At 67.8% G+C, this 25401-nt stretch carries 20 protein-coding genes and 2 rRNA genes (1 of these 22 only partly in view); 13 read left to right on the top strand and 9 right to left on the bottom strand.

The window, feature by feature from the left end; genetic code table 11:
* Positions 1-2330 (top strand): 23S ribosomal RNA (locus V2J18_RS20430) (it extends 535 nt beyond the left edge of the window).
* A gap of 169 nt (positions 2331-2499) precedes the next feature.
* Positions 2500-2614: ribosomal RNA gene (gene rrf / locus V2J18_RS20425) — 5S ribosomal RNA — on the top strand.
* A 639-nt stretch (positions 2615-3253) separates the two neighbouring features.
* Here the strand turns inward: rrf and V2J18_RS20420 are convergent.
* The 4 genes from V2J18_RS20420 to V2J18_RS20405 all read right to left on the bottom strand — a co-directional run bounded on the left by V2J18_RS20420 (position 3254) and on the right by V2J18_RS20405 (position 7133).
* Complete coding sequence (locus V2J18_RS20420) at positions 3254-3964, bottom strand: 2OG-Fe dioxygenase family protein (protein ID WP_064747978.1); 711 nt, start codon at positions 3962-3964, stop codon at positions 3254-3256.
* A gap of 43 nt (positions 3965-4007) precedes the next feature.
* Positions 4008-4406 carry an MAPEG family protein gene (locus V2J18_RS20415; RefSeq protein WP_336132724.1) on the bottom strand — a complete coding sequence of 133 codons (399 nt, stop codon included), beginning with the start codon at positions 4404-4406 and terminating at the stop codon, positions 4008-4010.
* Between the two features lie 140 nt (positions 4407-4546).
* The gene (locus tag V2J18_RS20410) at positions 4547-6307 is read right to left on the bottom strand and encodes a M28 family metallopeptidase (RefSeq protein WP_064747976.1); all 1761 of its coding nucleotides are present in this window, start codon (positions 6305-6307) and stop codon (positions 4547-4549) included.
* Between the two features lie 157 nt (positions 6308-6464).
* Positions 6465-7133 (bottom strand): DUF4097 family beta strand repeat-containing protein, encoded by a 669-nt coding sequence (locus V2J18_RS20405; protein ID WP_064747975.1) that lies wholly within the window; start codon positions 7131-7133, stop codon positions 6465-6467.
* 248 nt (positions 7134-7381) lie between these two features.
* Between V2J18_RS20405 and gpmI the strand changes: the two genes are divergently transcribed.
* The 3 genes from gpmI (at position 7382) to V2J18_RS20390 (ending at position 11886) form a co-directional block, all read left to right on the top strand.
* On the top strand, positions 7382-8917 hold the full coding sequence (gene gpmI, locus V2J18_RS20400) for a 2,3-bisphosphoglycerate-independent phosphoglycerate mutase (RefSeq protein ID WP_064747974.1): 1536 nt from the start codon (positions 7382-7384) through the stop codon (positions 8915-8917).
* On the top strand, positions 8917-10179 hold the full coding sequence (locus tag V2J18_RS20395) for a murein hydrolase activator EnvC family protein (protein WP_425606125.1): 1263 nt from the start codon (positions 8917-8919) through the stop codon (positions 10177-10179). Before gpmI ends, V2J18_RS20395 begins: the two co-directional genes overlap by 1 nt.
* 309 nt (positions 10180-10488) lie before the next feature.
* A complete protein-coding gene (locus V2J18_RS20390) occupies positions 10489-11886 on the top strand; it encodes a S41 family peptidase (protein ID WP_425606083.1) in 1398 nt (465 codons plus the stop codon).
* Positions 11887-11954: 68 nt separating this feature from the next.
* On the opposite strand, the gene V2J18_RS20385 is transcribed toward V2J18_RS20390, so the two are convergent.
* The gene (locus V2J18_RS20385; protein WP_064747972.1) at positions 11955-12272 is read right to left on the bottom strand and encodes a DUF1820 family protein; all 318 of its coding nucleotides are present in this window, start codon (positions 12270-12272) and stop codon (positions 11955-11957) included.
* A 217-nt stretch (positions 12273-12489) separates the two neighbouring features.
* Complete coding sequence (locus V2J18_RS20380; RefSeq protein WP_064747982.1) at positions 12490-13185, bottom strand: rhomboid family intramembrane serine protease; 696 nt, start codon at positions 13183-13185, stop codon at positions 12490-12492.
* 267 nt (positions 13186-13452) lie between these two features.
* On the opposite strand from V2J18_RS20380, the gene V2J18_RS20375 reads away from it, so the two are divergent.
* The 3 genes from V2J18_RS20375 to V2J18_RS20365 all read left to right on the top strand — a co-directional run bounded on the left by V2J18_RS20375 (position 13453) and on the right by V2J18_RS20365 (position 15978).
* Positions 13453-14832 carry an OmpP1/FadL family transporter gene (locus tag V2J18_RS20375; protein ID WP_064747971.1) on the top strand — a complete coding sequence of 460 codons (1380 nt, stop codon included), beginning with the start codon at positions 13453-13455 and terminating at the stop codon, positions 14830-14832.
* Positions 14833-14953: 121 nt separating this feature from the next.
* Entirely contained in the window at positions 14954-15682 is a 729-nt protein-coding gene (locus V2J18_RS20370) for an MOSC domain-containing protein (protein WP_336132722.1), read from the top strand.
* 41 nt (positions 15683-15723) lie between these two features.
* Positions 15724-15978, top strand: coding sequence for a DUF2164 domain-containing protein (locus tag V2J18_RS20365; RefSeq protein ID WP_064747969.1), 255 nt, complete (start codon positions 15724-15726; stop codon positions 15976-15978).
* A 21-nt stretch (positions 15979-15999) separates the two neighbouring features.
* Here the strand turns inward: V2J18_RS20365 and V2J18_RS20360 are convergent, their stop codons facing one another.
* Positions 16000-16473 (bottom strand): DUF3574 domain-containing protein, encoded by a 474-nt coding sequence (locus V2J18_RS20360; RefSeq protein ID WP_064747968.1) that lies wholly within the window; start codon positions 16471-16473, stop codon positions 16000-16002.
* Between the two features lie 217 nt (positions 16474-16690).
* Between V2J18_RS20360 and V2J18_RS20355 the strand changes: the two genes are divergently transcribed.
* On the top strand, positions 16691-17080 hold the full coding sequence (locus tag V2J18_RS20355; RefSeq protein WP_064747967.1) for a hypothetical protein: 390 nt from the start codon (positions 16691-16693) through the stop codon (positions 17078-17080).
* Between the two features lie 145 nt (positions 17081-17225).
* Here the strand turns inward: V2J18_RS20355 and V2J18_RS20350 are convergent, their stop codons facing one another.
* Both V2J18_RS20350 and putA read right to left on the bottom strand, forming a co-directional pair.
* Positions 17226-17861: a LysM peptidoglycan-binding domain-containing protein gene (locus V2J18_RS20350; RefSeq protein ID WP_336132721.1), complete on the bottom strand. Its 636-nt coding sequence runs from the start codon at positions 17859-17861 to the stop codon at positions 17226-17228.
* 433 nt (positions 17862-18294) lie between these two features.
* A complete protein-coding gene (gene putA, locus V2J18_RS20345; protein ID WP_336133151.1) occupies positions 18295-21456 on the bottom strand; it encodes a bifunctional proline dehydrogenase/L-glutamate gamma-semialdehyde dehydrogenase PutA in 3162 nt (1053 codons plus the stop codon).
* Positions 21457-21961: 505 nt separating this feature from the next.
* Here putA and coxB point away from each other — a divergent pair.
* The 4 genes from coxB (at position 21962) to V2J18_RS20325 (ending at position 25387) form a co-directional block, all read left to right on the top strand.
* Positions 21962-22915, top strand: a complete 954-nt coding sequence (coxB, locus tag V2J18_RS20340; protein ID WP_425606082.1) for a cytochrome c oxidase subunit II — start codon at positions 21962-21964, stop codon at positions 22913-22915.
* 27 nt (positions 22916-22942) lie between these two features.
* A complete protein-coding gene (gene ctaD / locus V2J18_RS20335; RefSeq protein ID WP_064747964.1) occupies positions 22943-24571 on the top strand; it encodes a cytochrome c oxidase subunit I in 1629 nt (542 codons plus the stop codon).
* A gap of 64 nt (positions 24572-24635) precedes the next feature.
* Complete coding sequence (locus tag V2J18_RS20330) at positions 24636-24770, top strand: hypothetical protein (protein ID WP_255595026.1); 135 nt, start codon at positions 24636-24638, stop codon at positions 24768-24770.
* A complete protein-coding gene (locus tag V2J18_RS20325) occupies positions 24767-25387 on the top strand; it encodes a cytochrome c oxidase assembly protein (RefSeq protein WP_261370108.1) in 621 nt (206 codons plus the stop codon). Before V2J18_RS20330 ends, V2J18_RS20325 begins: the two co-directional genes overlap by 4 nt.
* Positions 25388-25401: the final 14 nt, after the last annotated feature.

Genomic DNA, 25401 nt, shown 5'->3' with positions numbered 1-25401 from the left:
TGACTGCGTACCTTTTGTATAATGGGTCAGCGACTTACTGTTCGTGGCAAGCTTAACCGTATAGGGGAGGCGAAGGGAAACCGAGTCTGATAAGGGCGCATAGTCGCGGGCAGTAGACCCGAAACCGGGTGATCTAGTCATGCCCAGGGTGAAGGTTGAGTAACATCAACTGGAGGCCCGAACCCACTCCCGTTGCAAAGGTAGGGGATGAGGTGTGATTAGGAGTGAAAAGCTAATCGAACCCGGAGATAGCTGGTTCTCCTCGAAAGCTATTTAGGTAGCGCCTCATATGTATCCTCTTGGGGGTAGAGCACTGTTATGGCTAGGGGGTCATTGCGACTTACCAAACCATGGCAAACTCCGAATACCAAGACGGACTGTATGGGAGACACACGGCGGGTGCTAACGTCCGTCGTGAAAAGGGAAACAACCCAGACCCACAGCTAAGGTCCCAAATTCATCGCTAAGTGGTGAACGATGTGGAAAGGCACAGACAGCCAGGAGGTTGGCTTAGAAGCAGCCACCCTTTAAAGAAAGCGTAATAGCTCACTGGTCGAGTCGGTCTGCGCGGAAGATTTAACGGGGCTAAGCGATGAACCGAAGCTTGGGGTGCACACTTATGTGTGCGCGGTAGAGGAGCGTTCCGTAAGCCTGCGAAGGTGGATTGAGAAGTCCGCTGGAGGTATCGGAAGTGCGAATGCTGACATGAGTAACGATAATGCGGGTGAAAAGCCCGCACGCCGAAAGCCCAAGGTTTCCTTGCGCAACGTTAATCGACGCAGGGTGAGTCGGCCCCTAAGGCGAGGCAGAAATGCGTAGTCGATGGGAAGCAGGTTAATATTCCTGCACCTCGCGTAAGTGCGATGGAGGGACGGAGAAGGTTAGGCAGGCCAGGCGTTGGTTGTCCTGGTGAGAGAGTTGAGGCGGTGCCCTTAGGCAAATCCGGGGGCGCAACGTTGAGACTAAGGACCGGTCCATTAGGGCTAGGCTGCTGATATCACGCTTCCAGGAAAAGCTCCTAAGCTTCAGCTTACGCAGACCGTACCGTAAACCGACACAGGTGGGCAGGATGAGAATTCTCAGGCGCTTGAGAGAACTCGGGTGAAGGAACTAGGCAAAATAGCACCGTAACTTCGGGAGAAGGTGCGCCCTCCATGGTGAATAGCTGAGGGGGGCCGCAGTGACCAGGCCGCTGCGACTGTTTATCAAAAACACAGCACTCTGCAAACACGAAAGTGGACGTATAGGGTGTGACGCCTGCCCGGTGCTGGAAGGTTAATTGATGGGGTTAGCCGCAAGGCGAAGCTCTTGATCGAAGCCCCAGTAAACGGCGGCCGTAACTATAACGGTCCTAAGGTAGCGAAATTCCTTGTCGGGTAAGTTCCGACCTGCACGAATGGCGTAACGACAGCGGCGCTGTCTCCACCCGAGACTCAGTGAAATTGAAATCGCTGTGAAGATGCAGCGTTCCCGCGGCAAGACGGAAAGACCCCGTGAACCTTTACTATAGCTTTACACTGAACGTTGAGTTCGTCTGTGTAGGATAGGTGGGAGGCTATGAAACCATGGCGCTAGCTGTGGTGGAGCCATCCTTGAAATACCACCCTGTCGTGCTTGACGTTCTAACCTAGGCCCGTAATCCGGGTCGGGGACCGTGTATGGTGGGTAGTTTGACTGGGGCGGTCTCCTCCCAAAGTGTAACGGAGGAGCACGAAGGTACGCTCAGCGCGGTCGGACATCGCGCACTGTGTGCAAAGGCATAAGCGTGCTTGACTGCAAGATCGACGGATCAAGCAGGTACGAAAGTAGGTCTTAGTGATCCGGTGGTTCTGTATGGAAGGGCCATCGCTCAACGGATAAAAGGTACTCCGGGGATAACAGGCTGATACCGCCCAAGAGTTCATATCGACGGCGGTGTTTGGCACCTCGATGTCGGCTCATCACATCCTGGGGCTGTAGTCGGTCCCAAGGGTATGGCTGTTCGCCATTTAAAGTGGTACGCGAGCTGGGTTCAGAACGTCGTGAGACAGTTCGGTCCCTATCTGTCGTGGGCGTTGGAGATTTGAGAGGGGCTGCTCCTAGTACGAGAGGACCGGAGTGGACGAACCTCTGGTGTTCCGGTTGTCACGCCAGTGGCACTGCCGGGTAGCTATGTTCGGAAGCGATAACCGCTGAAAGCATCTAAGCGGGAAGCGCGCCTCAAGATGAGATCTCCCGGGAGCTCGACTCCCCTAAAGGAACCATCAAGACTAGGTGGTTGATAGGCAGGGTGTGTAAGTGGAGCAATCCATTGAGCTAACCTGTACTAATGATCCGTGTGGCTTGACCATATAACCTCAAGTGGCCTTGGACTCGACGACGCGTCGACACTCCATTCCCAACACTGACTCGCTACATTCCAATCTATTCGCCGACAACGCCGAAATCCGCGTTGAAAGCAACCAACGAGAGCGTGTGCGCTGCTTCTTTTCAGCGAAGCTTGCGACCCTCCACCCTCTCCCTGGTGATAATAGCTGTGTGGAACCACCCGATCCCATCCCGAACTCGGAAGTGAAACGCATACGCGCCGATGGTAGTGTGGCTCAAGCCATGCAAGAGTAGGTCATCGCCAGGGGCTTTACCCAGAAGGCCGGATCCCAACAGGATCCGGCCTTCTTCTTTTGGCCCACACAAAACAATCGACGCCCGCGCATAACCTGCTAGCCACCGGCTCGCAATCAGTTTGGCCGCTTCAAGACGATCGACCCGGGGAGGCGCCGACGCAGCGCGCTCGCCAGCGATCACCGACTTTGGACGGATGCACGCCAGGAGGAGGGGGAGCTGGGCGCGGTCGCCGACCGCTACGATGAGGCGTTCGCGCCGCTTCAGCCGCCAGGTTCGGCGGCTTCGGCGGGCGTGTCGTCGATGCGGTGGACGATTTCATCGCCATTTACGCCTTCATCGGCGCGGTGCGGACGTGCAGTGAATCCGGACCCGGGGGCGCTACGCGGGCATGAGATGGGAATGGCCAGAGCGCCCCAGTCGCGACCTCGGCGAGCGCAGCAGATCCGTGGGTTTCGCGACCGATCGGGGGCGAAGACTCACGCCGGTATCCAGGTGAGGTTTCCGGCAGCGTTGCAGGCGCACGACACGGCGCGGGTTCGCTCAGCGGCCGCGGCGCTGTGTTTCATGGGCCTGGGTCGCGGCTTCATGCCATCGCCAACGGGCGCGGCCGCGTCGGCGCCGGGAACCGAGCATCGCAACGCGGACCGGATCAGGCCTGCGGCGCGGCGACGAAGGTCACCACCAGCACGTCGCGCCAGGCCGGCCGGTCCGGGTCCAGCGGTGCGACTGCGGTGACGCCGTGGTAGACGTGGCGGTCGGCGGCCAGGGCGGCGTCGAGCGGGCGGGTCAGGGTGAAGCTGCCGATCTCGGTGCCGTCGGCGAGGTGGAAGCTGGTCGTGCCGCTGCTGATGTTGTGGCGGTCGATCAGCAGCACCAGAACATAGTCGACGCCGTCGCGGTGCACGCCCTCCGGGGTCGGTTGACCGGCGGCATCGGCCCGCGCCTCGATCCGGAATTGATGCACTTCGATGCGCCACTGCGACGTCTGCGGCGACAGGCCGGCGAACAGATCGCGGCTGAACTCCAGCACGGTGCGCAGAGTGGCGCCTTCGGCGATGCGGTCTTCGATCGGCTGGAACTCGCGCGCGATGCCGCCCTGCAGATTGTTGTAATCGCGGCTTTGGTAATGCGGCTGATGCGGCTGGCGCCGGATCGGGCCTTGCGCGCCGGCGGCGAACACCGCGTGGCGGCGACGCCGGTGCAGGCCGACCCGAGCGAGGTACGGATCGGCCGCCAGGTCGTTCCAACTGTCGGCGAAGCCTTGCCAGTCCTCGAGCGGGCGATAGCGCTCCAGCAGGGCGCGCATCACCCCGGCGCCGACGAAAGCGAAATGGTCTTCTTGCAGCGCCAAGTCCAGCATGAGCGAACGTCAGTTCCTGCCGCGGAGGAAAGGGAATGTCGGTTCAGGTCGCGGCCAGCGCGGCCAGGACCAACAGCGCGACCGCGCAAACGAAGCCCAGCGCCCAGGCCAGACTGCGCAACGCCGGCTTGCGGGCGATATAGAACGCGCCGTGGAGAACGCGGAAGACGACGAACGCCAGGGACAGTACGGCGATCCACTCGGTCGCCACCCCGTTCATCCGCGCGCCAATCACGCCGGCGGCGAACGGAGCGAAGGCCTCGAAGGCGTTGAGATGCGCGGCGGAGGCGGCGATCGAACGCGGATTGTCCTGGCGCGCCTGCCAGCCGCGCGGATCGCGGTTGTCGTAGCGTTGGCCGCTGGCCTTGGCGACCGCTGTCCACAGATACGGCAGCAAGGCCGCGATCAGCAGGCACCAGTAAGCGGTGGACATGGTCAACATGCGCGATCCTTCGGGCCGGCCACGGCCGCGGCGACCGCATCAGCCTAGCGGAAAAAACCACGGCGCCCACGGGCGCCGTCGTCGTTTCGGTTTGCCCGTGCGGCCGGTACGAAGCGCCCGGCCGCACGGGACGGGCCGGCTCAGGGCGCCGGCGCGGCCTTCAGCTTGTCGTGCGCGGCGCGGAAAGCATTGCCTTCGTACCAGTTCGGCCACTGCTCGTTGCCGGCCAGGGTCTTGCCGACCTGATACAGCGCGTCCAGGTCCTGGACCACGCCGTCGAGCTTCCAGTTCGGATCGAACTGGTCGGCCGGCTTGTGGTAGCGGTTGTCGCGGTAATCGACCTGGGCCTTGCGGCCGGCGTCGGTTCCGCCTTCGAGCAGGTCGTCGCCGCCCTTGGCGTACAGCGCCGGCACGCCGGCCTTGGCGAAGTTGAAGTGATCGGAGCGGAAGTAGAAACCGTCCTGCGGCGTGGCCTCGGCGTGCAGCACGCGGCCCTGGCCGTCGGCGACGGTCTTGAGCAGGTCTTCCAGCTCGGAGCTGCCGAAGCCGACCACGGTCATGTCGCGTGCCTTGCCGATGATCGGCATGGCGTCGAGGTTGATCACCGCCACGGTCTTGGCCAGCGGCACGGTCGGATGGGCGACGTAGTACTTGGAGCCGAGCAGGCCGGACTCTTCCAGCGTCACCGCCAGGAACAGCAGCGAGCGGTCCGGCGGCGGCTGCTGCTTGCTGAAGGCTTCGGCGATCTCCAGGATGCCGGCCACGCCGGAGGCGTTGTCGATCGCGCCGTTGTAGATGGTGTCGTGGCCTTCGCCCTTGGGCTGGGCGTCGTGGCCTTCGTGGCCGCCTTCGCCGGTGTGATGGCCGAGGTGGTCCCAGTGCGCCATGTAGACGACGGTTTCGTCCGGACGCTTGGCGCCGTCCAGGCGCGCGACCACGTTGCGGGAGGACTTCTCGCTGATCCGGCTCTTCAGCTCGGCCGAGGCCTTGGCCTGCAGCGGGATCGGCTTGAAGCCGCGCTTGCCGGCGGCCTGGTACAGCGCGTCCAGGTCCTGGCCGAGGTCGGCCAGCAGCTTGCGTGCGACCTCTTGCCCGATCCAGCCCTGCACCGGCAGGCGCGGTTCGGGATCGTCCTTGGCCGGCAGGTCGAACTGCGCGCCGGACCAGGAGTTGCGCACCACGTCCCAGCCGTAGGAGGCGCCGGCGTCGTCGTGGATGATCAGCGCCGCGGCGGCGCCCTGGCGCGCGGCCTCTTCGAACTTGTAGGTCCAGCGGCCGTAGTAAGTCATGCGCCGACCCTCGAACAGGGTCGCGTCCTGGCCGTGGAAACCGGGGTCGTTGACGAACATCACCACCGTCTTGCCCTTGACGTCGACGCCGGCGTAATCGTTCCACTGCTGTTCCGACGCGTTGACGCCGTAGCCGACGAAGACCAGGTCGCTGGCCTCGAGCTTGACCTCGGGCTGGCCGGTGCGGGTGCCGATCACCATGTCGGTGCCGAACTTCAGCTCGCGCGGTTGGCCCTTGACCTCGAGCTTGAGCACCGTGTTCTCGTCGGCGGTGGTCTCCACCATCGGCACGGTCTGGAAATAGCTGTCGCCGTTGCCGGGCTTGAGGCCCAGGCGCTTGAACTGCGCTTCCAGGTACTGGACCGTCTTTTCCTCGCCGGGGCTGCCGGGCGCGCGGCCCTCGAATTCGTCGGACGCCAGGGTTTTGACGTGCTGGGCGAAATCGGCCGGATGGATCGCGCCGTCGAAGGCGTGATCGGCAGCGGCGGACGGGGTGGGGGCATCCGTGCCGGCGGGGGCCTGTTCGGCCGGGGGCCGCTTGCACGCCGACAACGCCAGCGTGGCGGCCACCAGCGAGGCGGCGGTGAGAAGCGAAGTTCGGTTTTGCGACATCGGACCTCCAGGGACGGCCGCGCAGGGCCGGAAATGGCGGAGGTCCATTCTAGGGGCAATGGTCGCAGCGGCGCCTTCTTGCGGACGCGCGCGGCCGAAAGCCCGGCGTCCGGCGCCTGCGCTCGGATCGCAGACGCCGGACGCGGGCGGGCAAGGCTTACTGCGCCGGGGGCGTCGGGGTGTTGAAGGCGATCGCGGTGGCGCCGGTGATCGGACCGGTCTTGGCGCTCGCGTGCACGTACAGCTGGACCTTGCGCTCGAACACCAGCGGGCCGTCGACGCGCGCGTTCGGGCCGATCACCACGCGCGGGTCGCGCTGCGGCTTGGGCAGGAAGTTGCCGCGCGGCTTGGTGTACTTGATGCCGCCGCGCACGTGCGAGTCCACGCCGACGGTGACGTCGCCGTTGACCGTCTCGATGCCGCCGCTGACGTCGGCGTCGACCAGGCCGATGGCGCCGTTGACGGTCTCGATGTCGCCGCTCACGGCGCCGCCGCGGTCGACGAAGATGCCGCCGTTGACGGTCTCCAGGTCGCTGCTGGCGGTGGTCTTGGCGCCGAGGCGGATGCTGCCGTTGACGGTTTCCAGGCCGCCGGTCTGGCTGCCGGCGCCGACGTGGATGCTGCCGTTGACGGTCTCGGCGCTGCCCACGCGGGCGTTGTCGCCGACTTTGATGCTGCCGTTCACGGTCTCCAGATTGCCGCGCTGCTGACCGGCGTCGACATCGATGCTGCCGTTGACCTTGCTGATCCCTTCCTGCGCGGCGGCCAGCGGCGAGGACAGGGCGATCAGGACCGACAGGGCGAGAGTGAGGCGGTTACGGGTCATGGCGTATTCCGTTTGGCTGATGGACAGGTACTGGGATGCGGCGATCGGGGCATCGGTTTAAGCCCGGCGCCGGTCGGCGCCTGGCGCAGCGGCGGCGCGGCCCGGATTCGGCCCCGATCAAGCACTTGCGTGCGCCTCGGCCGCTTCGCGCCGCGCCGGCGCCGGTTGTTCGGGCTTCATCGTCCGCTTCGCTACAATCGCAGGGCCCGCCCGCGGCGGCCCCTGCCCCAAGTCATAGGAATCCCGACGTGCCAGCGACTTCCCGCCCCAAGCCCGTAGTGCTGTTGATTCTCGACGGTTGGGGCCATCGCGACGATCCGGCCGACAACGCCCTGGCCCAGGCCGAGCTGCCGAACTGGCGCGCGCTGCTGGCCAGCGAGCCGCACACCCTGATCCACACCGAAGGCCGCCACGTCGGCCTGCCGGACGGGCAGATGGGCAATTCCGAAGTCGGCCACATGAATCTAGGCGCCGGCCGCATCGTCTACCAAGACCTGACCCGCATCGACGCGGCGATCGAGGACGGCAGCTTCTACGCCAATGCCGAGCTGCGCGCCGCCTGCGCCGCGGCGCGCGAGGCCGGCGGCACCCTGCATGTGATGGGCCTGCTGTCGCCGGGCGGCGTGCACAGTCACGAACAGCACATCTTCGCCATGCTCGAACTGGCCCGCCGCGAAGGCGTGGGCCGGGTCGCCGTGCATGCTTTCCTCGACGGCCGCGACATGCCGCCGAAGTCGGCCGCGCCGAGCCTGGAGCGGCTGCAGCAGGCCTGCGAGCGGGTCGGTAACGCGCACATCGCTTCGGTCAGCGGACGGTATTTCGCCATGGACCGCGACAAGCGCTGGGATCGCCAGTTGCGGGCGTGGAACGCGATCGTCGAAGCCGACGCCGAGCACCGCGCCGCGACCGCGCTGGAGGCGCTGGAGGCGGCCTACGCGCGCGGCGAGACCGACGAATTCGTCGCGCCGACCGTGATCGGCGCCGCCACGCCGATCGCCGACGGCGATGCGGTGGTGTACATGAACTTCCGCGCCGACCGCGCGCGCCAGCTTACCGCCGCGTTCGTCGATCCGGGTTTCGACGGCTACCACGCGCGCCGGCCGGCGCTGTCGCGCTACGTCTGCCTGACCGAGTACGACGCCAAGTTGCCGGCGCCGGTCGCGTTCGCCCCGGACGAGCTGCGCAACACGCTGGGCGAACTGCTGGCCGAGCGCGGCCTGACCCAACTGCGCATCGCCGAGACCGAGAAGTACGCGCACGTCACCTTCTTCTTCAGCGGCGGGCGCGAAGAGCCCTATGCCGGCGAGCGCCGCATCCTGGTGCCCAGCCCGAAGGTCGCCACCTACGATCTCCAGCCGGAAATGAGCTGCCCGGAAGTGACCGCGCAACTGACCGCGGCGATCCGCTCGGGCGAGTTCGACGTTGCCGTGTGCAACATCGCCAACCCGGACATGGTCGGCCACACCGGCGATCTCGGCGCGGCGATCCGCGCCGCCGAAGCGGTCGACGTGGCGATCGGCGCGGTCGCCGCGGCGGTGCGCGAGACCGGCGGCGCGCTCCTGATCACCGCCGATCACGGCAACCTGGAAATGATGCGCGACCCGGACACCGGCCAGCCGCATACCGCGCACACCGTCGGCCCGGTGCCGCTGGTCTACGTCGGTCCGCGCAAGGCGGCCCTGCGCAGCGGCGGCGCCCTGCGCGACGTCGCCCCGACCATGCTCGATCTGCTCGGCCTCGAACAGCCGGCGGAGATGAGCGGACAGAGCCTGTTGGCCGGATGATGCGGCTGCGGCGCGCGCTGCTGTTGGCGGTCGGCCTGACGGTCGCGCTGGCCGCGTCCGCGGCCGGGCAGAACACCAGCCGCGACGCCGAGCGCAAGCTGGAAAAGGTCAAGAACGAGCTCAAGTCGGTCGCGGCCGAACGGCGCAAGCTCGAAGGCCAGCGCGGCGACGCCTCGCTCCGCTTGCGCGAGGCCGACGAGAAAGTCGGCCATTCCAACCGCGTGCTGCGCGAGACCGAGTCCCGGCTCGCGCGCGAGCAGGCCGCACTGAAGGATCTGCAGACCCGGCGCGACGGGCTCAACGCCAAGCTCGGCTCGCAGCGCAAGGAACTCGCGCAGCTGCTGCGCGCCGCCTATGCGCAGGGCAACGACGCGCCGCTGAAACTGCTGCTGTCGCAGGACAAGGTCGCCGACAGCGGTCGTGTGCTCGCCTATCACGGCTACGTGCAGCGCGATCGCGCGCGGCGCATCGCCGAGCTGTCGGCGCAGTTGCGCGAACTCGATGCGCTGGAGCGCGAGATCGTCGAACGCCGCCAGGCCCTGGACAGCACCCGCAAGCAGCAGCGCGACCAACTCGGCCAGCTGCAGCGCGATCGCAAAGAACGCGCCAGCCTGGTGGCGCAGATCAACGAGAAGTACCAGGACCGCAGCGACCGCGAGCGCGAACTCGGCCGCGACGCCAAGGGCCTGGAGCAACTGCTGGCCAAGCTGCGCGCTGCCGCGGCCCGCGCCGAGGCGCAACGCCGCGCCGCCGCCAAGGCCCGCGCCGAACGCGAAGCGCGCGAGGCCAAGGCCGCCGCTGCGGCCGCCGCCGCCGGCAAGCCCGCGCCGCCGCGCGCGCCGCGCAAGCCGCCGATCGAAGTGGCCAAGGCGCCACCGCCGCAGGTGGGCGGTTTGGGGTGGCCGGTGTCCGGCGCCCTGCTGGCCGGCTTCGGCGGCACCATGCCCGACGGCCGCAGCAGCGAAGGCCTGCTGATCGGCGCGCCGGCCGGGGCCACGGTCAAGGCGGTCGGCGACGGCACGGTGGTGTACTCGGAGTGGATGACCGGCTACGGCCTGCTGCTGATCGTCGACCACGGCAACGGCTACATGAGCCTGTACGCCAACAACGACGCCCTGCTCAAGGATGCCGGCGCTGCGGTCAAGCGCGGCGACGCGATCGCCACGGTCGGCAGCTCCGGCGGCCACGGCCGGCCGGCGCTGTACTTCGAGTTGCGCCGCGGCGGTCAGCCGGTCAATCCCAACGCCTGGCTGCGACGCTGACCACGGTTTCGGGCGAGGTCGGGCCGTCCCGCCCGAACCGCCCGGGACGATGCCGAGCGGGCCGCGCTCGAGTTCGCCGGCGCCGGATCAAGCACTTGCGCGGGCGGCCCGCGGGCGGCGCATGCCCGCGCCGCGGCGGCTCTGAACGAACCGGTATTGGGTTAACGAAAGCTTGCGCGCGCGCGGCTTAACGTGCGCAGATAGGCCATGGAACCTGCGCCCGCCGCGCGCGGTCGTAGCCAGGTACCCGGCCCGCCGTGCGCGGCGGGCGCGAGGCCAACCCCCATTCCGCTGTCCGGAGCGTCGTGCATGTCTTTGCGTCACCCCCTGCGTAGTCTGCTTCCGCTCGCCCTGGCGCTTGGCGCCGTACCGGCGTGGGCGCAGGACCCGCCGGCCAAGCCGGCGCCGCCGGCGAGCGAAACCGGTCAGCCGCAAGCGCCGACGCCGGCCGGCGAAGCGCCGTCCAAGAAAAAAAACGCCGCCGGCAAGGGCGAGGACAGCGAATCGAAGGTGCCGATCGAGGAGATCCGCCGCTACGTCGCCGTGTACAACGCGGTCAAACAGGCCTATGTCGAACCGGTCGACGACGCCAAGCTGATGCACTCGGCGATCCGCGGCTTGCTGTTCGACCTGGATCCGCACAGCGTCTATCTGGACAAGGTCGCGGCCGAAGATTTCGACGAGCAATCGCGCGGCGCCTACGACGGCATCGGCGTGGAATTGCAGCGTCAGCCCGACGGCAGCCTGCGGGTGATTTCGCCGATCGACGACACGCCGGCCGCGCGCGCCGGCATCAAGGCCGGCGACGTGATCACCGCGATCGACGGCAAGCCGTTCAAGGTCGACGAAGGCGACAACTCCGGCCCGCTGCGCGGCGCGCCGGGCAGCAAGGTGGTGCTGACCATCGTGCGCGAAGGGCGCGACAAGCCCTTCGACCTGACCGTGGTGCGCGAGACCATCCGCGTGGCCAGCGTGAAGAGCCGCATGCTCGAACCCGGTTACGGCTACCTGCGCGTCGCCGCGTTCCAGGCCGATACCGCGGCCGACTTCGAAACCCAGCTGGAGAAGCTCAAGGCCCAGGCCGGCGGCAAGCTGCGCGGCCTGGTGATCGATCTGCGCAGCAATCCGGGCGGCCTGCTGACCTCGGCGGTGCAGATCGCCGACGACCTGCTGGAGAAGGGCAAGATCGTCAGCACGCGCGGCCGCATCGCGATCAGCGACGCCGAGTTCGGCGCGACCCCGGGCGACCGCCTCGACGGCGCGCCGCTGGTGGTGCTGGTCGACGCCGGTTCGGCCAGCGCCTCGGAAGTGCTGGCCGGCGCGCTGCGCGACAACGGCCGCGCGCGCGTGATCGGCAGCCGCACCTTCGGCAAGGGCTCGGTGCAGACCGTGCTGCCGCTGGACAACGGCGACTCGGTCAAGCTCACCACCGCGCGCTATTACACCCCCAGCGGCAAATCGATCCAGGCCCTGGGCATCGTGCCCGACGTGGTGGTGCGCGCGGCCAAGCGCGACGGCGATGAACGCCCCAGCTACACGGAAGCGACCTTGCCGGGCCATCTGCACGGCGACGAGGAAGACGCGCCCGGCAGCAACGCCGGCGAAGTGCTGGAAGGCGAGGCGCCGATCGCCGCGGCCCTGGCCGAACTCAAGAAGCCCGCGGCGCCCAAGCCGGTGGCCGATGCCGGCGGCACGGCGCGGCGCTGAGCGCATCCCCCCCGCGAACGAAAAACCCGGCCGAGGCCGGGTTTTTTCTTGCCTGCGCGAGCGCGCCCTCAGCGTGGCTTGGCCGGCAACGGGAACGGCGTGACCACCTTCTCCCCGGTCGCGGCGTCGCGGATCGCCGACTGGCCTTTGCGCTCGACTTCCTCGATGCGCACGATGCTCTGCATCGGCAGATGCAGCACGCGGGTATTGCCGAACTCGTCGCGCAACCGCTCCTCGGTCGGATCGACCACCAGGCCTTCGTGCAGATCGAACACCAATTCGCTGACCTCGGTGAAACCCCACAGGTTGCCCGAGGCGATCTTGCGCGCGTACAGCTCGTAGATCTTGCCGGCGTTGAGGAAGGTGATTTTGTAGAGCGTGGCCATTGCAGCGGAGCTTCGGGATTGGGGATTCGGGGTCGGCAAATGCGCGGCGTCGTTGCTTGATTAGCGTGGGGTTGCCGCAGGGAAACTCAAGGGCGATCGGGGGCCGCAGAGCGGGGATTGGGGATTCGGGATTCGGGATTGGCAAGAGCGAAAGCAACGGCGGCGATGGTGCCTTGGCTTTGACGAATCCCGAATCCCCAATCCCGAATCCCAGCCCTCAATACCCCCGCTTGCGCCGCAGCCGCCGGGCGATGCCGGCGCGGGCGATCAGAGCGAAGGCGCCGCCGAAGGCGAAACCGGCGAGGTGGGCGGACCAGGCGACGGCGCCGAAGGCCGGGCCGATGAAGGTGAACACCACTTGCAGCAGGGCCCACACGCCGATTAGCAGCGGCGCCGGCACTTTCACGAACTGCAGGAACACGCCCAGCGGCACCACCACGCCGAGCTTGGCGCTGGGGAACAGCGCCAGATAGGCGCCGATCAGCGCCGATACCGCGCCGCTGGCGCCGATGATCAGGCGGTCCGGCGTGCCGATCGCCAGCACTGCGGCCAGGTTGGCCACCGCGCCGCCGAACAGGAACAGCGCCAGCAGCCGCCACGGCCCCATCGCGCGCTCGGCCGGCAAGCCGAAGATCAGCAGGAACACCAGATTGCCGAGCAGGTGGGCCCAGTCCGCATGCAGGAACAAGGCGCTGAACAGACGCAGGATGCTGCCGTCGCGGATGGCGTCCCACCATTGCGCCGGATTGGACAGGCCGCCGGACAGCGCGCCCCACTCCAGCATCAGCCGGCGTTGCTCCGGTCCGGACAGCACCAGCGCCGAGACGATGAAGGCGATCCACAGCAGCGCGAACACCAGCGGTGTGGCCCAGCGCAGGCGCGTGCGCTCGCGTGAGGGGATGGCGACGAACATGCTCATGGCCGACGCCTATTCAGCATCGGACGAGGCTTGCGAAGCACCGGTCGAAACCGGAAAAACGCCCGCAATACATGGGTTTGCGACATCTGCACGGACGATTTTGCGATCTTGGGCGTATTGTTAGCGTTCGGTTAATGGCCGCGCTATAGTGCATACGGCGTCGTACGTCGGGAGGGGTTTCCGGCGGAACCGGGCCGACTCGCGCGGCCCCGTGCTCTACGCCGCGATAGAACGAAAAATACTCCAACGGAGACTACACGCATGCAAGCCTCACACCGCATCTCCCGCCTGACCGCGCTCGCGCTCGGCATCGCCGGCGTCATCAGCGTCGGTTCGGCCGGGGCGACCGGCTTCCAGATCCGCGAAAACAGCGTCAAGAACCAGGGCCGTGCGTTCGCCGGCAGCGCCACCGCCAAGAACGATGCCGCCGTCGTGACCAACAACCCGGCCGCGATGGTGAACCTGGACTCGCTGACGATTCGCGGCGACGTGACCGTGATCGACCTGACCGCGAAGTTCCGCGGCGGCGGTTCGGCCGCGGCCGGTACCCTGCTCGCGCGTCCGCTGACCGGCGGCAACGGCGGCGACCCGGGCGATGCGCAGCCGGTACCGGCGCTGTCGATCGTGATGCCGCTGTCGGGCGCGTTCGAGAAGCTGACCCTCGGCGCCCAGTTGAACGCGCCGTTCGGCTTGAAGACCGAATACGACCGCGACTGGGTCGGCCGCTACCACGCGGTCGAATCGGAAGTGAAGACCATCGACCTGACCTTCTCCGCCGGCCTGGCCCTGACCGACCGCTTCTCGGTCGGCGCCGGCCTGGTCTGGGAGCGCGCCGAAGCCACCCTGACCAATGCGGTCGACTTCGGCTCGGCGATCTGCCGCGTCAGCATCGCCGCCTGCACCACCCCGAACCCGGTCGCCGCGCCGTTCGGCCCGCAGAAGAACGACGGCTACGCCAAGGTCAAGGGCGACGACTACGGCCTGGGCTGGATCGTCGGCCTGCAGTGGAAGCCGACCGACAAGTTCTCGATCGGCTACTCGCACCGCTCGGAGATCGATCACGAGCTGGAAGGCAACATCGAGTTCACCAAGCCGGCCAACGTTTCGGCGCTGCTGGCCGCGCGCGGCATCACCCAGTACAACTCGGGCCCGGGCGGCGCCAAGCTGACCACCCCGAGCGTCGACACCCTGAGCCTGCAGTACGAGTTCACCGATCAGTTCCGCATGATGTTCGATGCGCAGCAGACCGATTGGCACTCGCTGAAGTCGGTCGACATCGTCCGCGCCAACGGCACGCCGATCACCAGCGAGCCGTTCGAGTGGGAAGACACGATGATGTACGCGCTGGGCGCCGAGTACGACCTCAGCGACGCCATCACCCTGCGCGGCGGCATCGCGCTGGACGAGACCCCGACCAACGATCACCACCGCACCCCGCGTCTGCCGGACAACGATCGCACCCTGTACTCGCTGGGCCTGACCTGGAACGCGAACGAGCACCTGAGCGTCGACGCGGCCTACACCCGCATCGAGATCGACAGCCCGAAGATCGACGTGGTCTCGAGCAGCGGCTCGCGCCTGACCGGTACCTACAAGGGCCACGCCGACCTGTTCGGCATCGCCGCTCAGTACAAGTTCTGACCGGGTCTGCGTTCGGACCGAACGTCCGAACGGCATAGCTGAACGAAAAGCCCCGCTTCGGCGGGGTTTTTCGTTTGCGCGCGTGCCAGGATGCGGTCTTCCGCCCGTCGCCGTGCCAAGCATGGACACCGCTTCAGAACCCCGATCCGCCCTGCAAGCCGCTGCCGCGGTGCCGGTGCTGGCCTGGCTGAGCGGGCGCGCGCGGCCGTACACGCGGCCGGGCAGCCTCAGCGCGATCGACAAGCGCGCCGTCGCCGGACGGGTGCGCATCGGCGAACACGGACTCGACGGCGACGAACAGGGCGACCGGCGCGTGCACGGCGGGCCGGACAAGGCCGTGCATCATTACCCGTTCGATCATTACCCGGCATGGCGCGAGGAGCTCGGCGCGCACGCGCTGCTGGCCGCGCCCGGTGCGTTCGGCGAGAACCTCAGCAGCATCGGGCTCGACGAGGCGAGCGTATGCCTGGGCGACCGCTATCGCTGCGGCGACGCGGTGCTGGAGGTCAGCCAGGGCCGGCAGCCGTGCTGGAAGCTCAACGACCGCTTCGGCGTCGCCGACATGGCGCGGCGGGTGCAGGCCAGCGGCCGCACCGGCTGGTACTACCGGGTGATCCAAGGCGAGGCCGAGGCCGGCGACGCCCTGAGCCTGATCGAACGGCCGTGGCCGCAATGGAGCCTGCAGCGGTTGGCGACCCTGCTGTATACGCGCACCTTGGACCGCGACGAGTTGCGCGCCGCCTCGGCGCTGCCCTTGGTGCCGTCGTGGCGCAAGCTGGTCGAGAACCGGCTTGCGCGCGATGCGGTCGAGGACTGGGGTTCGCGCATCGAGGGGCCGGCCGCCGGCTGAGTTGCGTACACTGCGACGCCATCCCGCCTGCGAGCTCCACGATGCCCGCCATCCGTTTCGATGCCGAAGAAAAGGCCCTGCTGGTCGGCAAGCTGCAAAGCTACTTCGAACGCGAACTGGGGCAGCCGCTGGGACGCTTCGACGGCGAGTTCCTGCTCGACTTCGTTTCCGAGCAGATCGGCGCTCACTACTACAACCGCGGCGTGCGCGATGCGCAGGCGTTGCTGGCGGCCAAGTTCGACGACCTCGCCGACGCCTGCTATCAGCTCGAACAGCCGACCGAACTGCGGCCTTGAACCCGCGCGGCGCGACGGCGTTCAGCCGGCCGGCGCATCCGCACGGGTTGCGGAGGCGAAGCAGGCGCGCGCGGGCGCGCTGAGGATCAGCACCGCTTCCTGGCGGAAGCGCTGCTTGTACAGCTCGGCGATCTCGACCACACGCCGGCGACCGTCCGCGCTGTCGGCGTGGACCAGATCGATCGCGCGCGAATCCTCTTGTTCGATCTCGCCGCCGGCGCCGCGCCATTGGCCCTTGGCCTGGTACACGGTCAGCCCGTCGGGAAAGCGCGGCGTCACCACTTCGGCCAGAAAGGCCTGCCACTGCGCGTCGCTCACCGGGCCGTCGGGACTGTTCATGCCGAACAGCAACCGGTCCGCGCGGCGTTCGCTGCAGGCTTCGCGCGGCAGCGGAAGCGGCGCCAGCGAGGCGCAGCCGGCCAGCGCGCACCAGAGCGCAGCGAGGACCCAGTGGGACGGCGAGCGCTGCGTGACGGGATCGGCGATGGACGGCATCACGGCATCGGATAGCGGCGATGGCGCCATCTTGCCAGGATGAACCGCGCAGATATGCCGGTCGCGGCACGGCGTATCTGCGATGGCCGTCGCAGGTGCGTACGCGATGCCGGCCTAACCTGCGGATTCGATTCGAACCGCGCGCGGCGCCTGCGGACCGCGCCTCCGGCATGCCTTCGCGCCGCCTGCGTTCGTGTTCCTCAGTCTGGGAGCGCTCATGAGCACTTCTTTCGCGCAGATCCAATTGCAGGCCCTGCAGCCCGGCGACGCCGACTACGCGCATTTGCTGGCGACGGCGCAGCCGCGCGCCGAGCAGGCGGTCGGCCTGCCGCTGCAGCTGCAGGTCGATCGCCTCGACCGCCTGGGCGATTGGGCCTTCCTGCTCTCGCGCATGCGTACGCCGGACGGCAGCCGCATCGATTGGAAGCGCAGCGAATACGCCGAGCAAGCCGCCGCCGGGGCGATGTCGGAGCGCTATGCCGCCTTGTTCAAGCGCGACGAGCAGGGGCCGTGGCGCCTGGTCGCGCAGGCGGTCGCGCCCGGGGACGTGGCCTGGGAGTCGTGGCCGCAGGAATTCGGCGCGCCGGCGAGCCTGTTCGGCTATTGAGCGAGCGTTTCGCGCCGTGGGGCCGCGCCGGCCGGAGGAGGCTTTGCGGACGCCGCGCCGGCGCCGCGCTGCGGCGTCGCTTGCAACGCGGGCAGCGGATGCCGCGCGCGGATCGCGCTCGGCGCGGCTAGCGTGGATTTTGCGCTCAGCGCGGCCTGGACAGGATGTACCAATCGCCGCTGGCGCCGCCCCAACTGATTTCCTGAGTGCCGTCGGCGTTGCGGTTGTTGGAGCCGATGAACTGCGGTTTGCCGTTGGCGTCGAGGCCGGCGAACAGCACGGTGTGCGATTGCCTCGCGTTCTGCATGATCACCACGTCGCCGGGCTTGGCCTGGCTGACGTCGACGCGCTTCCAGCCTTCGCCGATGAGGCGGTCGCGCAGATTGACCACCGAGTCGGTGTGCCAGTCGATCGCGCCGGCCTTCTGCAGGCAAGCGGTGACGAAGTTGGCGCAGCACACGTCGCTGGGCACGTTCGGGTTCATCGGAATCTCGCCGCTGCGCTTGAGGTCGCTGGCGTCGCGACCGAGGAAGCGCTTGGCGATGTCGGCGGCGTTACCGCGGCCGGTGTCGACCCGGGTGTCGGCATCGACGCGGTTGTCGGTGTCGATGCGGCCGTCGCCGCGCCCCTCGCTCAACCCGTCTAGCCGGAGGGTGTCGCCGGCGAAGATCAGGTCGCGATTCTGGATCTGGTCGTTGAGCGACATCAGCCGCTCGACCGTGGTCTGGAACAGCAGGGCGATGTCGGACAACGTGTCGCCGCGGACGATGTTGTGGATCATGGTGACTCTCCCGTCGAGCGTGTGCCGGATGCGGAGAGCAGCCCCCTGACTGCGTCTGCGGGCGAGTGTCCTGCGCAGCGGCGGCGTGCGACAGCCGGGGCGTGCCCTAGCTAGGGCGCGCCCGAGCAGCGCAATGCGATCGCGCGCACGAAACGAACGTTCGCGTGCGGCGCGTATCTGGGCGGCAGGTTCCTGTAGGAGCGGCGTGAGCCGCGACCAACCGCAGCGACGCACGTAAGCGCAGCATCCGAAGCGCGTCGAAACCACTCGCGCTCGATGCTCCAGCGCTTCGGATGCCGCGCTCGCGCACATCGCTGCGGTTGTCGCGGCTCACGCCGCTCCTACAAGAGCCGGGCGCAATAAAAAACGGCGCGCCTGGCGGCGCGCCGTTTCGGTGTTGCGAGCAGTGCGGCCTGTCGGGCCGCGGTGCCGGTCAATCGCCCAGGGTCAGCAGCGAGGCGTTGCCGCCGGTCGCGGTGGTGTTGACGGTGATGGTCTTCTCGGTGGTGAAGCGCGGCAGGTAGTGCGGGCCGCCGGCCTTGGGCCCGGTGCCGGACAGGTTCTGCCCGCCGAACGGTTGCACGCCGACCACCGCGCCGATTTGGTTGCGGTTGACATAGCAGTTGCCGACCTTGACCCGTGCGCTGATCCGGTCGATCGTCTCGTCGATGCGCGAGTGGATGCCCAGGGTCAGGCCGTAGCCGGTGGCGTTGATCGCGTCGATCACCGCGTCGAGCTGATCGGCCTTCCAGCGGATCACGTGCAGCACCGGGCCGAACACTTCCTTGTGCAGCTGGTCCAGCGACTTCAGCGCATAAGCGCGCGGGGCGAAGAAGCTGCCGTGGGCGGCGTCGCCGTCGACCGCGACTTCGCCGATCTTCACCGCTTCCTTGTCCATGCGCGCGGCGTGCTCGACCAGCATCTTCAGCGCGTCCTCGTCGATCACCGGGCCGACGTCGGTCGACAGCAGGCCGGGGTTGCCGACCTTCAGCTCGGCCATCGCGCCGGCGAGCATGTGGGTGACCTTGTCGGCGATGTCGTCCTGCACGAACAGCACGCGCGCCGCCGAGCAGCGCTGGCCGGCCGAGGTGAAGGCCGAGCCGATCGCGTCCTTGACCAGTTGTTCCGGCAGCGAGGACGAGTCGGCGATCAGCGCGTTCTGGCCGCCGGTTTCGGCGATCAGCACGCCGATGGCGGCGTCGCGCGCGGCCAGCGAACGGTTGATCGCGCGCGCGGTGTCGGTCGAGCCGGTGAAGGCCACCCCGGCGACGCGCGGGTCGCGGGTCAGCGCCGCGCCGACGGTGGCGCCGTCGCCGGGCAGGAACTGCAGCACGGCTTCGGGAATGCCGGCTTCGTGCAGCAGCTTGACCGCGTAATAGCCGATCAGATTGGTCTGCTCGGCCGGCTTGGCGATGACGCTGTTGCCGGCGGCCAGGGCGGCGGAGATCTGGCCGATGAAGATCGCCAGCGGGAAGTTCCACGGGCTGATGCAGACGAACACGCCGCGGCCGGACAGGTGCAGGGTGTTGGATTCGCCGGTCGGGCCCGGCAGCGCTTCCGGCGCGAACAGCTTGCGCGCCTGGGCGCCGTAGTAGCGCAGGAAATCGACCGCCTCGCGCACTTCGGCGACGCCGTCGGGGATGGTCTTGCCGGCCTCCTTGGTGCACAGCGCGATGTACTGCGGCATGCGCTCTTCCAGCAGTTGGGCGGCGTGTTCGAGGATCGCGGCGCGGCTGGCGGCCGGGGTCGCGTCCCAGGCTTCCTGGGCGGCGACGGCGTTCTTCAGCGCCAGCTCGACGGTGGCGCTGTCGGCGGCCTTCCACTGGCCGACGGTTTCGCGACGGTCGGCCGGATTGGTGACGGCGATGTCCGGGCCCTGCACGGTCGCGCCCGGCACCAGCGGAGCGGCGCGCCAGTCGCCGACGGCGGCGTTGACGGCGGCGGCGAGGGACTGCAGTTGCTGATCGTTGGCGAGATTGACGCCCATGGAATTGGTCCTGTCGTAGCCGAAGCTGCGGTAGAGGTCGGCCGGAAGCGGAATGCGCGGATGCGGGATGCTGTCGAAGCCGGACACCGTTTCGACCGGGTCTTGGATCAGGTCCTCGATCGCGATGTCCTCATCGGTGATGCGGTTGACGAAGCTGGAGTTGGCGCCGTTCTCGAGCAGGCGCCGGACCAGGTAGGGCAGCAGGTCTTCGTGCGAGCCGACCGGGGCGTAGACGCGGCAGGGCGCATCCAGACGGTCGGCCGGGATCACTTCGGCGTACAGGTCGTCGCCCATGCCGTGCAGCTTCTGGAACTCGAAGTGCTTTTCGCGGCCCATCGCCTTGGCGCGGCGGTGGATGGTGGCGATGGTCTGGGCGTTGTGGGTGGCGAACATGGGATAGATCGCGTCGGCGGCCTCGAGCATGCGCCGGGCGTTGGCCAGGTAGGACACGTCGGTGTTCGGCTTGCGGGTGAACACCGGGTAGCCTTCCTGGCCGTCGATCTGGGCGCGCTTGATCTCGCTGTCCCAGTACGCGCCCTTGACCAGGCGCACCGGGATGCGGCGGCCGGTGCGGCGGGCGAGGTCGGCGATGAAGTCGATCGCCTCCGGCGCGCGCTTCTGGTAGGCCTGGATCGCCAGGCCGTAGCCCTCCCAGCCGTCCAGCGACGGGTCGGCGTAGGCGCCGGCGATCACGTCCAGCGACATCTCCAGGCGATCGGCCTCCTCGGCGTCGATGGTGAAGCCGATGCCGTAGCCCTTGGCCAGCTGGGCCAGCTCGAGCACGCGCGGGGTCAGTTCGGCGAACACCCGGGCGCGCTTGGCGTGCTCGTAGCGCGGGTGCAGGGCCGACAGCTTGACCGAGATCGACGGGGCGGCGAACACGTCGCTGTTTTTGTAGTTACCGCTCTTGCCGATCGCGTGGATCGCGTCGCGGTAGGCCTGCAGGTAGCGCAGCGCGTCCTTGGTGGTCAGCGCGCCCTCGCCGAGCATGTCGAAGGAGTAGCGGTAGTGGGCGTTGTCGCCCTTCTTCGAGCGCGCCAACGCCTCGCCGATGGTGCGGCCCATCACGAACTGATGGCCCATGATCCGCATCGCCTGGCGCACCGCCAGCCGGATCACCGGCTCGCCGACCCGACCGACCAGGCGCTTGAACGCGTTGTGCACGTCGCGCTTGGTGTCGTCGGCCAGGTCGACCAGCTTGCCGGTCAGCATCAGGCCCCAGGTCGAGGCATTGACCAGGACCGAGTCGGACTGGCCGAGGTGGCGCTTCCAGTCGGCGTCGCCGAGCTTGTCGCGGATCAGCTTGTCGGCGGTCTCCTGGTCCGGAATGCGCAGCAGCGCCTCGGCCACGCACATCAACAGCACGCCTTCTTCGCTGCCCAGGTCGTACTGGCGCATGAAGGCTTCGATCGCGCCCTGGGCTTGGGCGCGGGCGCGGACCCGCTTGACCAGGTCGGCCGCGGTGGCCTGGGCGGCGGCGCGGTCGGCTTCCGGCAGGCGCGCGAGTTCCAGCAGGCCGCGCACGTGCTCGGCCTCGTCGCGGACCCAGCCGGCAGTGAGCGCGGCGCGCGGGCCGGCGGGGGCGGGCGGCAGTTCGGGACTGATCATCGCGCTCGGTGCGGAGGCGCGCGAGTGCGGCGGCGGGCCGTCGCTGGCGACGGCGGAGGAGGCGTTGGTGGACATCGGACCCGAGACGGGGGGAGGAAGAGCGCCATTTTAGAGCTTTCTATCGGTCCCGGCCTGTACGCGATCGGCTTCGCCGCCGCTGGCGGGGGACGGCCGGATCGCGCTGCCGCGCCGCCTTGCCGCAAGCGGCCGCCGCCGCGGATGCGCGCCGGAACCCGCCGCGAATGCGCGAAACCCCGCCGTTGCGGGCTTTGCGCGCGATTTTTCCTGTCCATGCGGCGGGTTGCCGCAGGGCGGGGCGACCGCTACCATTTCGCGGTTATCCGTAGCGCCGATGCCGGCGTGATGGGCCCTCATCATCAGGGCTCGCCAGCCACCTCTTCCCGCAAGGCCGCCGCGCTCAGCCAGAATCGGCGCGGTACGCGCCGGGAAGGGCAGCCCGCGGAGCGCGTTGCACACCAACACTGATTTTCTGGGGCTCGAACTGATGAAAGCCGGTCGTTTCAAGCAGTGGGCAGTGGGCATCGCCGCGATGGCGTTGCCGGTTCTCGCAGTCGCGCAGGCGGCCGATCCCAAGCCGTGGCAGCTCAATATGGGCCAGGGCGTCACCGCGCAGTCGGCCAATGCCTACTCGGCGCACATGCTGGCGCTGTGGATCTGCGTGATCATCGGCCTGCTGGTGTTCGGCGCCATGGCCGTGGCCATGTTCAAGTTCCGCAAGTCCAAGGGCGCGGTGCCCGACAAGGACTTCACCCACAGCACCAAGCTGGAGATCGTCTGGACCGTGGTCCCGGTCGCCCTGCTCGTGCTGATGGCCTTCCCGGCCACCAGCAAGCTGATCAACATGTACGACACCCGCGACTCGGCGATGACGGTGAAGATCACCGGCTACCAGTGGATGTGGAAGTACGAGTACCTGGGCCAGGACGTGGCCTTCACCAGCCGCCTGGACCGCAAGAGCGACCAGTTGCGCCAGAGCGGCAAGGTCATCGCCGCCGCCGATCACGAGCACTACCTGCTCGACGTCGACAACGTGCTGGTCCTGCCGACCGACACGAAGATCCGCTTCGTCATCACCGCCGACGACGTGATCCACGCCTGGTGGGTGCCGGCGCTGGGCTGGAAGCAGGACGCGATCCCGGGCATCGTCAACGAGGCCTGGACCGAGATCAAGCAGCCGGGCATCTACCGCGGCCAGTGCGCCGAGCTGTGCGGCAAGGACCACGGCTTCATGCCGATCGTGGTCCGCGCCCTGCCCAAGGCCGAATACCAGCAGTGGCTGGCCGAGCAGAAGGCCAAGAATGCGCCGGCTCCGGCCGCTGCGCCGGCGGCGCCCGCCGCCGCTCCGGCCGCTCCGGCCGACGCTACGCCGGCTCCGGCCGCCGCTCCGAATCCCGACGCCACGGCCGCCGCCGCTCCGCGCGCTGCGTCCGCCGGTTGATCGTCAAGCATTCATCAGAGGTAGGCCATGGCAGTCACGCACCCCGTCGCCGATCAACACGATCACCACGATGATCATGCCCACCAGCAGGGCTTCATCGAGCGTTGGTTCTTCTCGACCAACCACAAGGACATCGGCACGCTGTATCTGATCTTCAGCTTCGTGATGTTCATCATCGGCGCTGGATTCTCGGTCTACATCCGCGCCGAACTGGCCGAACCGGGCCTGCAGCTGCCGGGCGGTCCCGAGTTCTTCAACCAGATGACCACCATGCACGCGCTGGTGATGATCTTCGGCGGCGTGATGCCGGCCTTCGTCGGCCTGGCCAACTGGATGATCCCGCTGCAGGTCGGCGCGCCGGACATGGCGCTGCCGCGCATGAACAACTGGTCGTTCTGGATCCTGCCGTTCGCCTTCACCCTGCTGCTGATGACCCTGTTCCTGCCGGGCGGCGCCCCGGCCGGCGGCTGGACCCTGTACCCGCCGCTGTCGCTGCAGGGCGGCTCCAACGTCGCCTTCGCGATCTTCGCCATCCACATGATGGGCATCAGCTCGATCATGGGCGCGATCAACGTCATCGCCACCATCCTCAACATGCGCGCCCCGGGCGTGGACCTGCTGAAGATGCCGATCTTCTGCTGGACCTGGCTGATCACCGCCTTCCTGCTGATCGCGGTGATGCCGGTGCTGGCGGGCGCGGTGACCATGCTGCTGACCGACAAGTTCTTCGCCACCTCGTTCTTCAACGCGGCCGGCGGCGGCGACCCGGTGATGTTCCAGCACATCTTCTGGTTCTTCGGTCACCCCGAGGTCTACATCATGATCCTGCCGGCCTTCGGCGTGGTGTCGGAGATCATCCCGACCTTCAGCCGCAAGCCGCTGTTCGGTTATCAGGCCATGGTCTACGCCACCGCCTCGATCGCCTTCCTCTCGTTCATCGTGTGGGCGCACCACATGTTCACCGTCGGCATGCCGCTCGGTGGCGAGATCTACTTCATGTTCGCGACCATGCTGATCGCGGTGCCGACCGGCGTGAAGGTGTTCAACTGGGTCACCACCATGTGGCGCGGCTCGATCTCGTTCGAGGCGCCGATGCTGTGGGCGATCGCGTTCGTGATCCTGTTCACCATCGGCGGTTTCTCCGGCCTGATGCTCGCCATCGTGCCGGCCGACTTCCAGTACCACGACACCTACTTCGTGGTCGCCCACTTCCACTACGTGCTGGTGACCGGCGCGCTGTTCTCGATCATCGCCGCCGTCTACTACTGGTGGCCGAAGTGGACCGGCCGCCATTACAGCGAGGGCATGGCGAAGTTCCACTTCTGGTGGACCATGGTGTTCGTGAACCTGCTGTTCTTCCCGCAGCACTTCCTCGGCCTGGCCGGCATGCCGCGCCGCATCCCCGACTACAACGTCGTGTTCGCGGACTGGAACCTGGTCAGCTCGATCGGCGCCTTCGGCATGTTCCTGACGCCGTTCATGATGGCCTTCATCCTGTGGCGCTCCAAGGTCGCCGGCGTCAAGGCCGACGCGCGTTCGTGGGAAGGCGCCAAGGGCCTGGAGTGGACCGTGCCGAGCCCGGCGCCGCACCATACCTTCGCCACCCCGCCGGTGATCCGCGACGGCGACCTGGCCCACGGCGACATCACCCACTGACCGGACCGCGCCGCGGAGCGCGGCGCGCGCCCCGGGCGCCGCGCCGCCTTCCTGGCCCCAGACGATGAACCGTCCGCCGACCGATCCGCAGGATCTCGCCCGCCGCCGCGCCGCGGCCCGACGCACGGCCTTGTGGTTCGGTGCGGCGGCGGTAACGATCTACGTGTTGTTCATCCTCAGCGGAGTGCTGTCGAAGTGAGCGAACGCGACGCCCAGACCGCCGAAGCCCGCCGTCAGGCCGGGCCGAAGATGACCCGGACCATGGTCCTGGTCGCGCTGGGCGCGTTCGGCTTCACCTTCGCCCTGGTGCCGATGTACCGCATCGCCTGCGAGAAGGTGTTCGGCATCCGCCTCGAACGCGGCGCCGGCGACGCCCAGGCTGCCGGCCAGGCCGCGCCGGCCGCGGCGCGCCTGGTCACGGTGCAGTTCGACGGCAGCGTCAATTCCAAGCTGCCCTGGGACTTCAAGCCGCACCAGCTGAGCATGAAGGTGCGTCCGGGCGAGCAGTACGAGACCACCTACTACGCCCGCAACACCACCGACCGCGCCATCGTCGGCAGCGCCTCGCCGTCGGTCGCGCCGGCGCGCGCGTCGGGTTATTTCAACAAGACCGAGTGCTTCTGCTTCACCGCCCAGACCCTGCAGGCGGGCGAGTCGCGGGAGATGCCGGTGCGTTTCATCGTCGATCCGAACCTGCCGGCCGACGTGCACACGATTACGCTGTCCTATACCTTCTTCAAGAACGACGTGCTCACCGCGCGCCTGCAGCAGGGACCGGTCGCCAAGACCGCCCCCTCGCCGCTGGCGGCGCCGTAAGCTGGCTCAGCACC

Source organism: Lysobacter firmicutimachus, assembly GCF_037027445.1.
Lineage (GTDB): Bacteria > Pseudomonadota > Gammaproteobacteria > Xanthomonadales > Xanthomonadaceae > Lysobacter > Lysobacter firmicutimachus.
The sequence above is the reverse complement of the archived record's forward strand: the minus strand, read 5'-3'. Positions and strand labels throughout refer to the sequence as shown.

Bases quoted from the DNA above. Each gene is read 5' to 3' on its own strand.
- V2J18_RS20355 (WP_064747967.1), top strand. From the start codon at position 16,691: ATGAGCACTTCTTTCGCGCAGATCCAATTGCAGGCCCTGCAGCCCGGC.
- V2J18_RS20410 (WP_064747976.1), bottom strand. From the start codon at position 6,307: ATGTCGCAAAACCGAACTTCGCTTCTCACCGCCGCCTCGCTGGTGGCC.
- V2J18_RS20405 (WP_064747975.1), bottom strand. From the start codon at position 7,133: ATGACCCGTAACCGCCTCACTCTCGCCCTGTCGGTCCTGATCGCCCTG.
- V2J18_RS20385 (WP_064747972.1), bottom strand. From the start codon at position 12,272: ATGGCCACGCTCTACAAAATCACCTTCCTCAACGCCGGCAAGATCTAC.
- V2J18_RS20375 (WP_064747971.1), top strand. From the start codon at position 13,453: ATGCAAGCCTCACACCGCATCTCCCGCCTGACCGCGCTCGCGCTCGGC.
- V2J18_RS20350 (WP_336132721.1), bottom strand. From the start codon at position 17,861: ATGATCCACAACATCGTCCGCGGCGACACGTTGTCCGACATCGCCCTG.
- coxB (WP_425606082.1), top strand. From the start codon at position 21,962: ATGAAAGCCGGTCGTTTCAAGCAGTGGGCAGTGGGCATCGCCGCGATG.
- V2J18_RS20370 (WP_336132722.1), top strand. From the start codon at position 14,954: ATGGACACCGCTTCAGAACCCCGATCCGCCCTGCAAGCCGCTGCCGCG.
- V2J18_RS20380 (WP_064747982.1), bottom strand. From the start codon at position 13,185: ATGTTCGTCGCCATCCCCTCACGCGAGCGCACGCGCCTGCGCTGGGCC.
- V2J18_RS20390 (WP_425606083.1), top strand. From the start codon at position 10,489: ATGTCTTTGCGTCACCCCCTGCGTAGTCTGCTTCCGCTCGCCCTGGCG.
- putA (WP_336133151.1), bottom strand. From the start codon at position 21,456: ATGATCAGTCCCGAACTGCCGCCCGCCCCCGCCGGCCCGCGCGCCGCG.
- V2J18_RS20395 (WP_425606125.1), top strand. From the start codon at position 8,917: ATGCGGCTGCGGCGCGCGCTGCTGTTGGCGGTCGGCCTGACGGTCGCG.
- V2J18_RS20415 (WP_336132724.1), bottom strand. From the start codon at position 4,406: ATGTTGACCATGTCCACCGCTTACTGGTGCCTGCTGATCGCGGCCTTG.
- V2J18_RS20330 (WP_255595026.1), top strand. From the start codon at position 24,636: ATGAACCGTCCGCCGACCGATCCGCAGGATCTCGCCCGCCGCCGCGCC.
- V2J18_RS20420 (WP_064747978.1), bottom strand. From the start codon at position 3,964: ATGCTGGACTTGGCGCTGCAAGAAGACCATTTCGCTTTCGTCGGCGCC.
- ctaD (WP_064747964.1), top strand. From the start codon at position 22,943: ATGGCAGTCACGCACCCCGTCGCCGATCAACACGATCACCACGATGAT.
- V2J18_RS20365 (WP_064747969.1), top strand. From the start codon at position 15,724: ATGCCCGCCATCCGTTTCGATGCCGAAGAAAAGGCCCTGCTGGTCGGC.
- V2J18_RS20360 (WP_064747968.1), bottom strand. From the start codon at position 16,473: ATGCCGTCCATCGCCGATCCCGTCACGCAGCGCTCGCCGTCCCACTGG.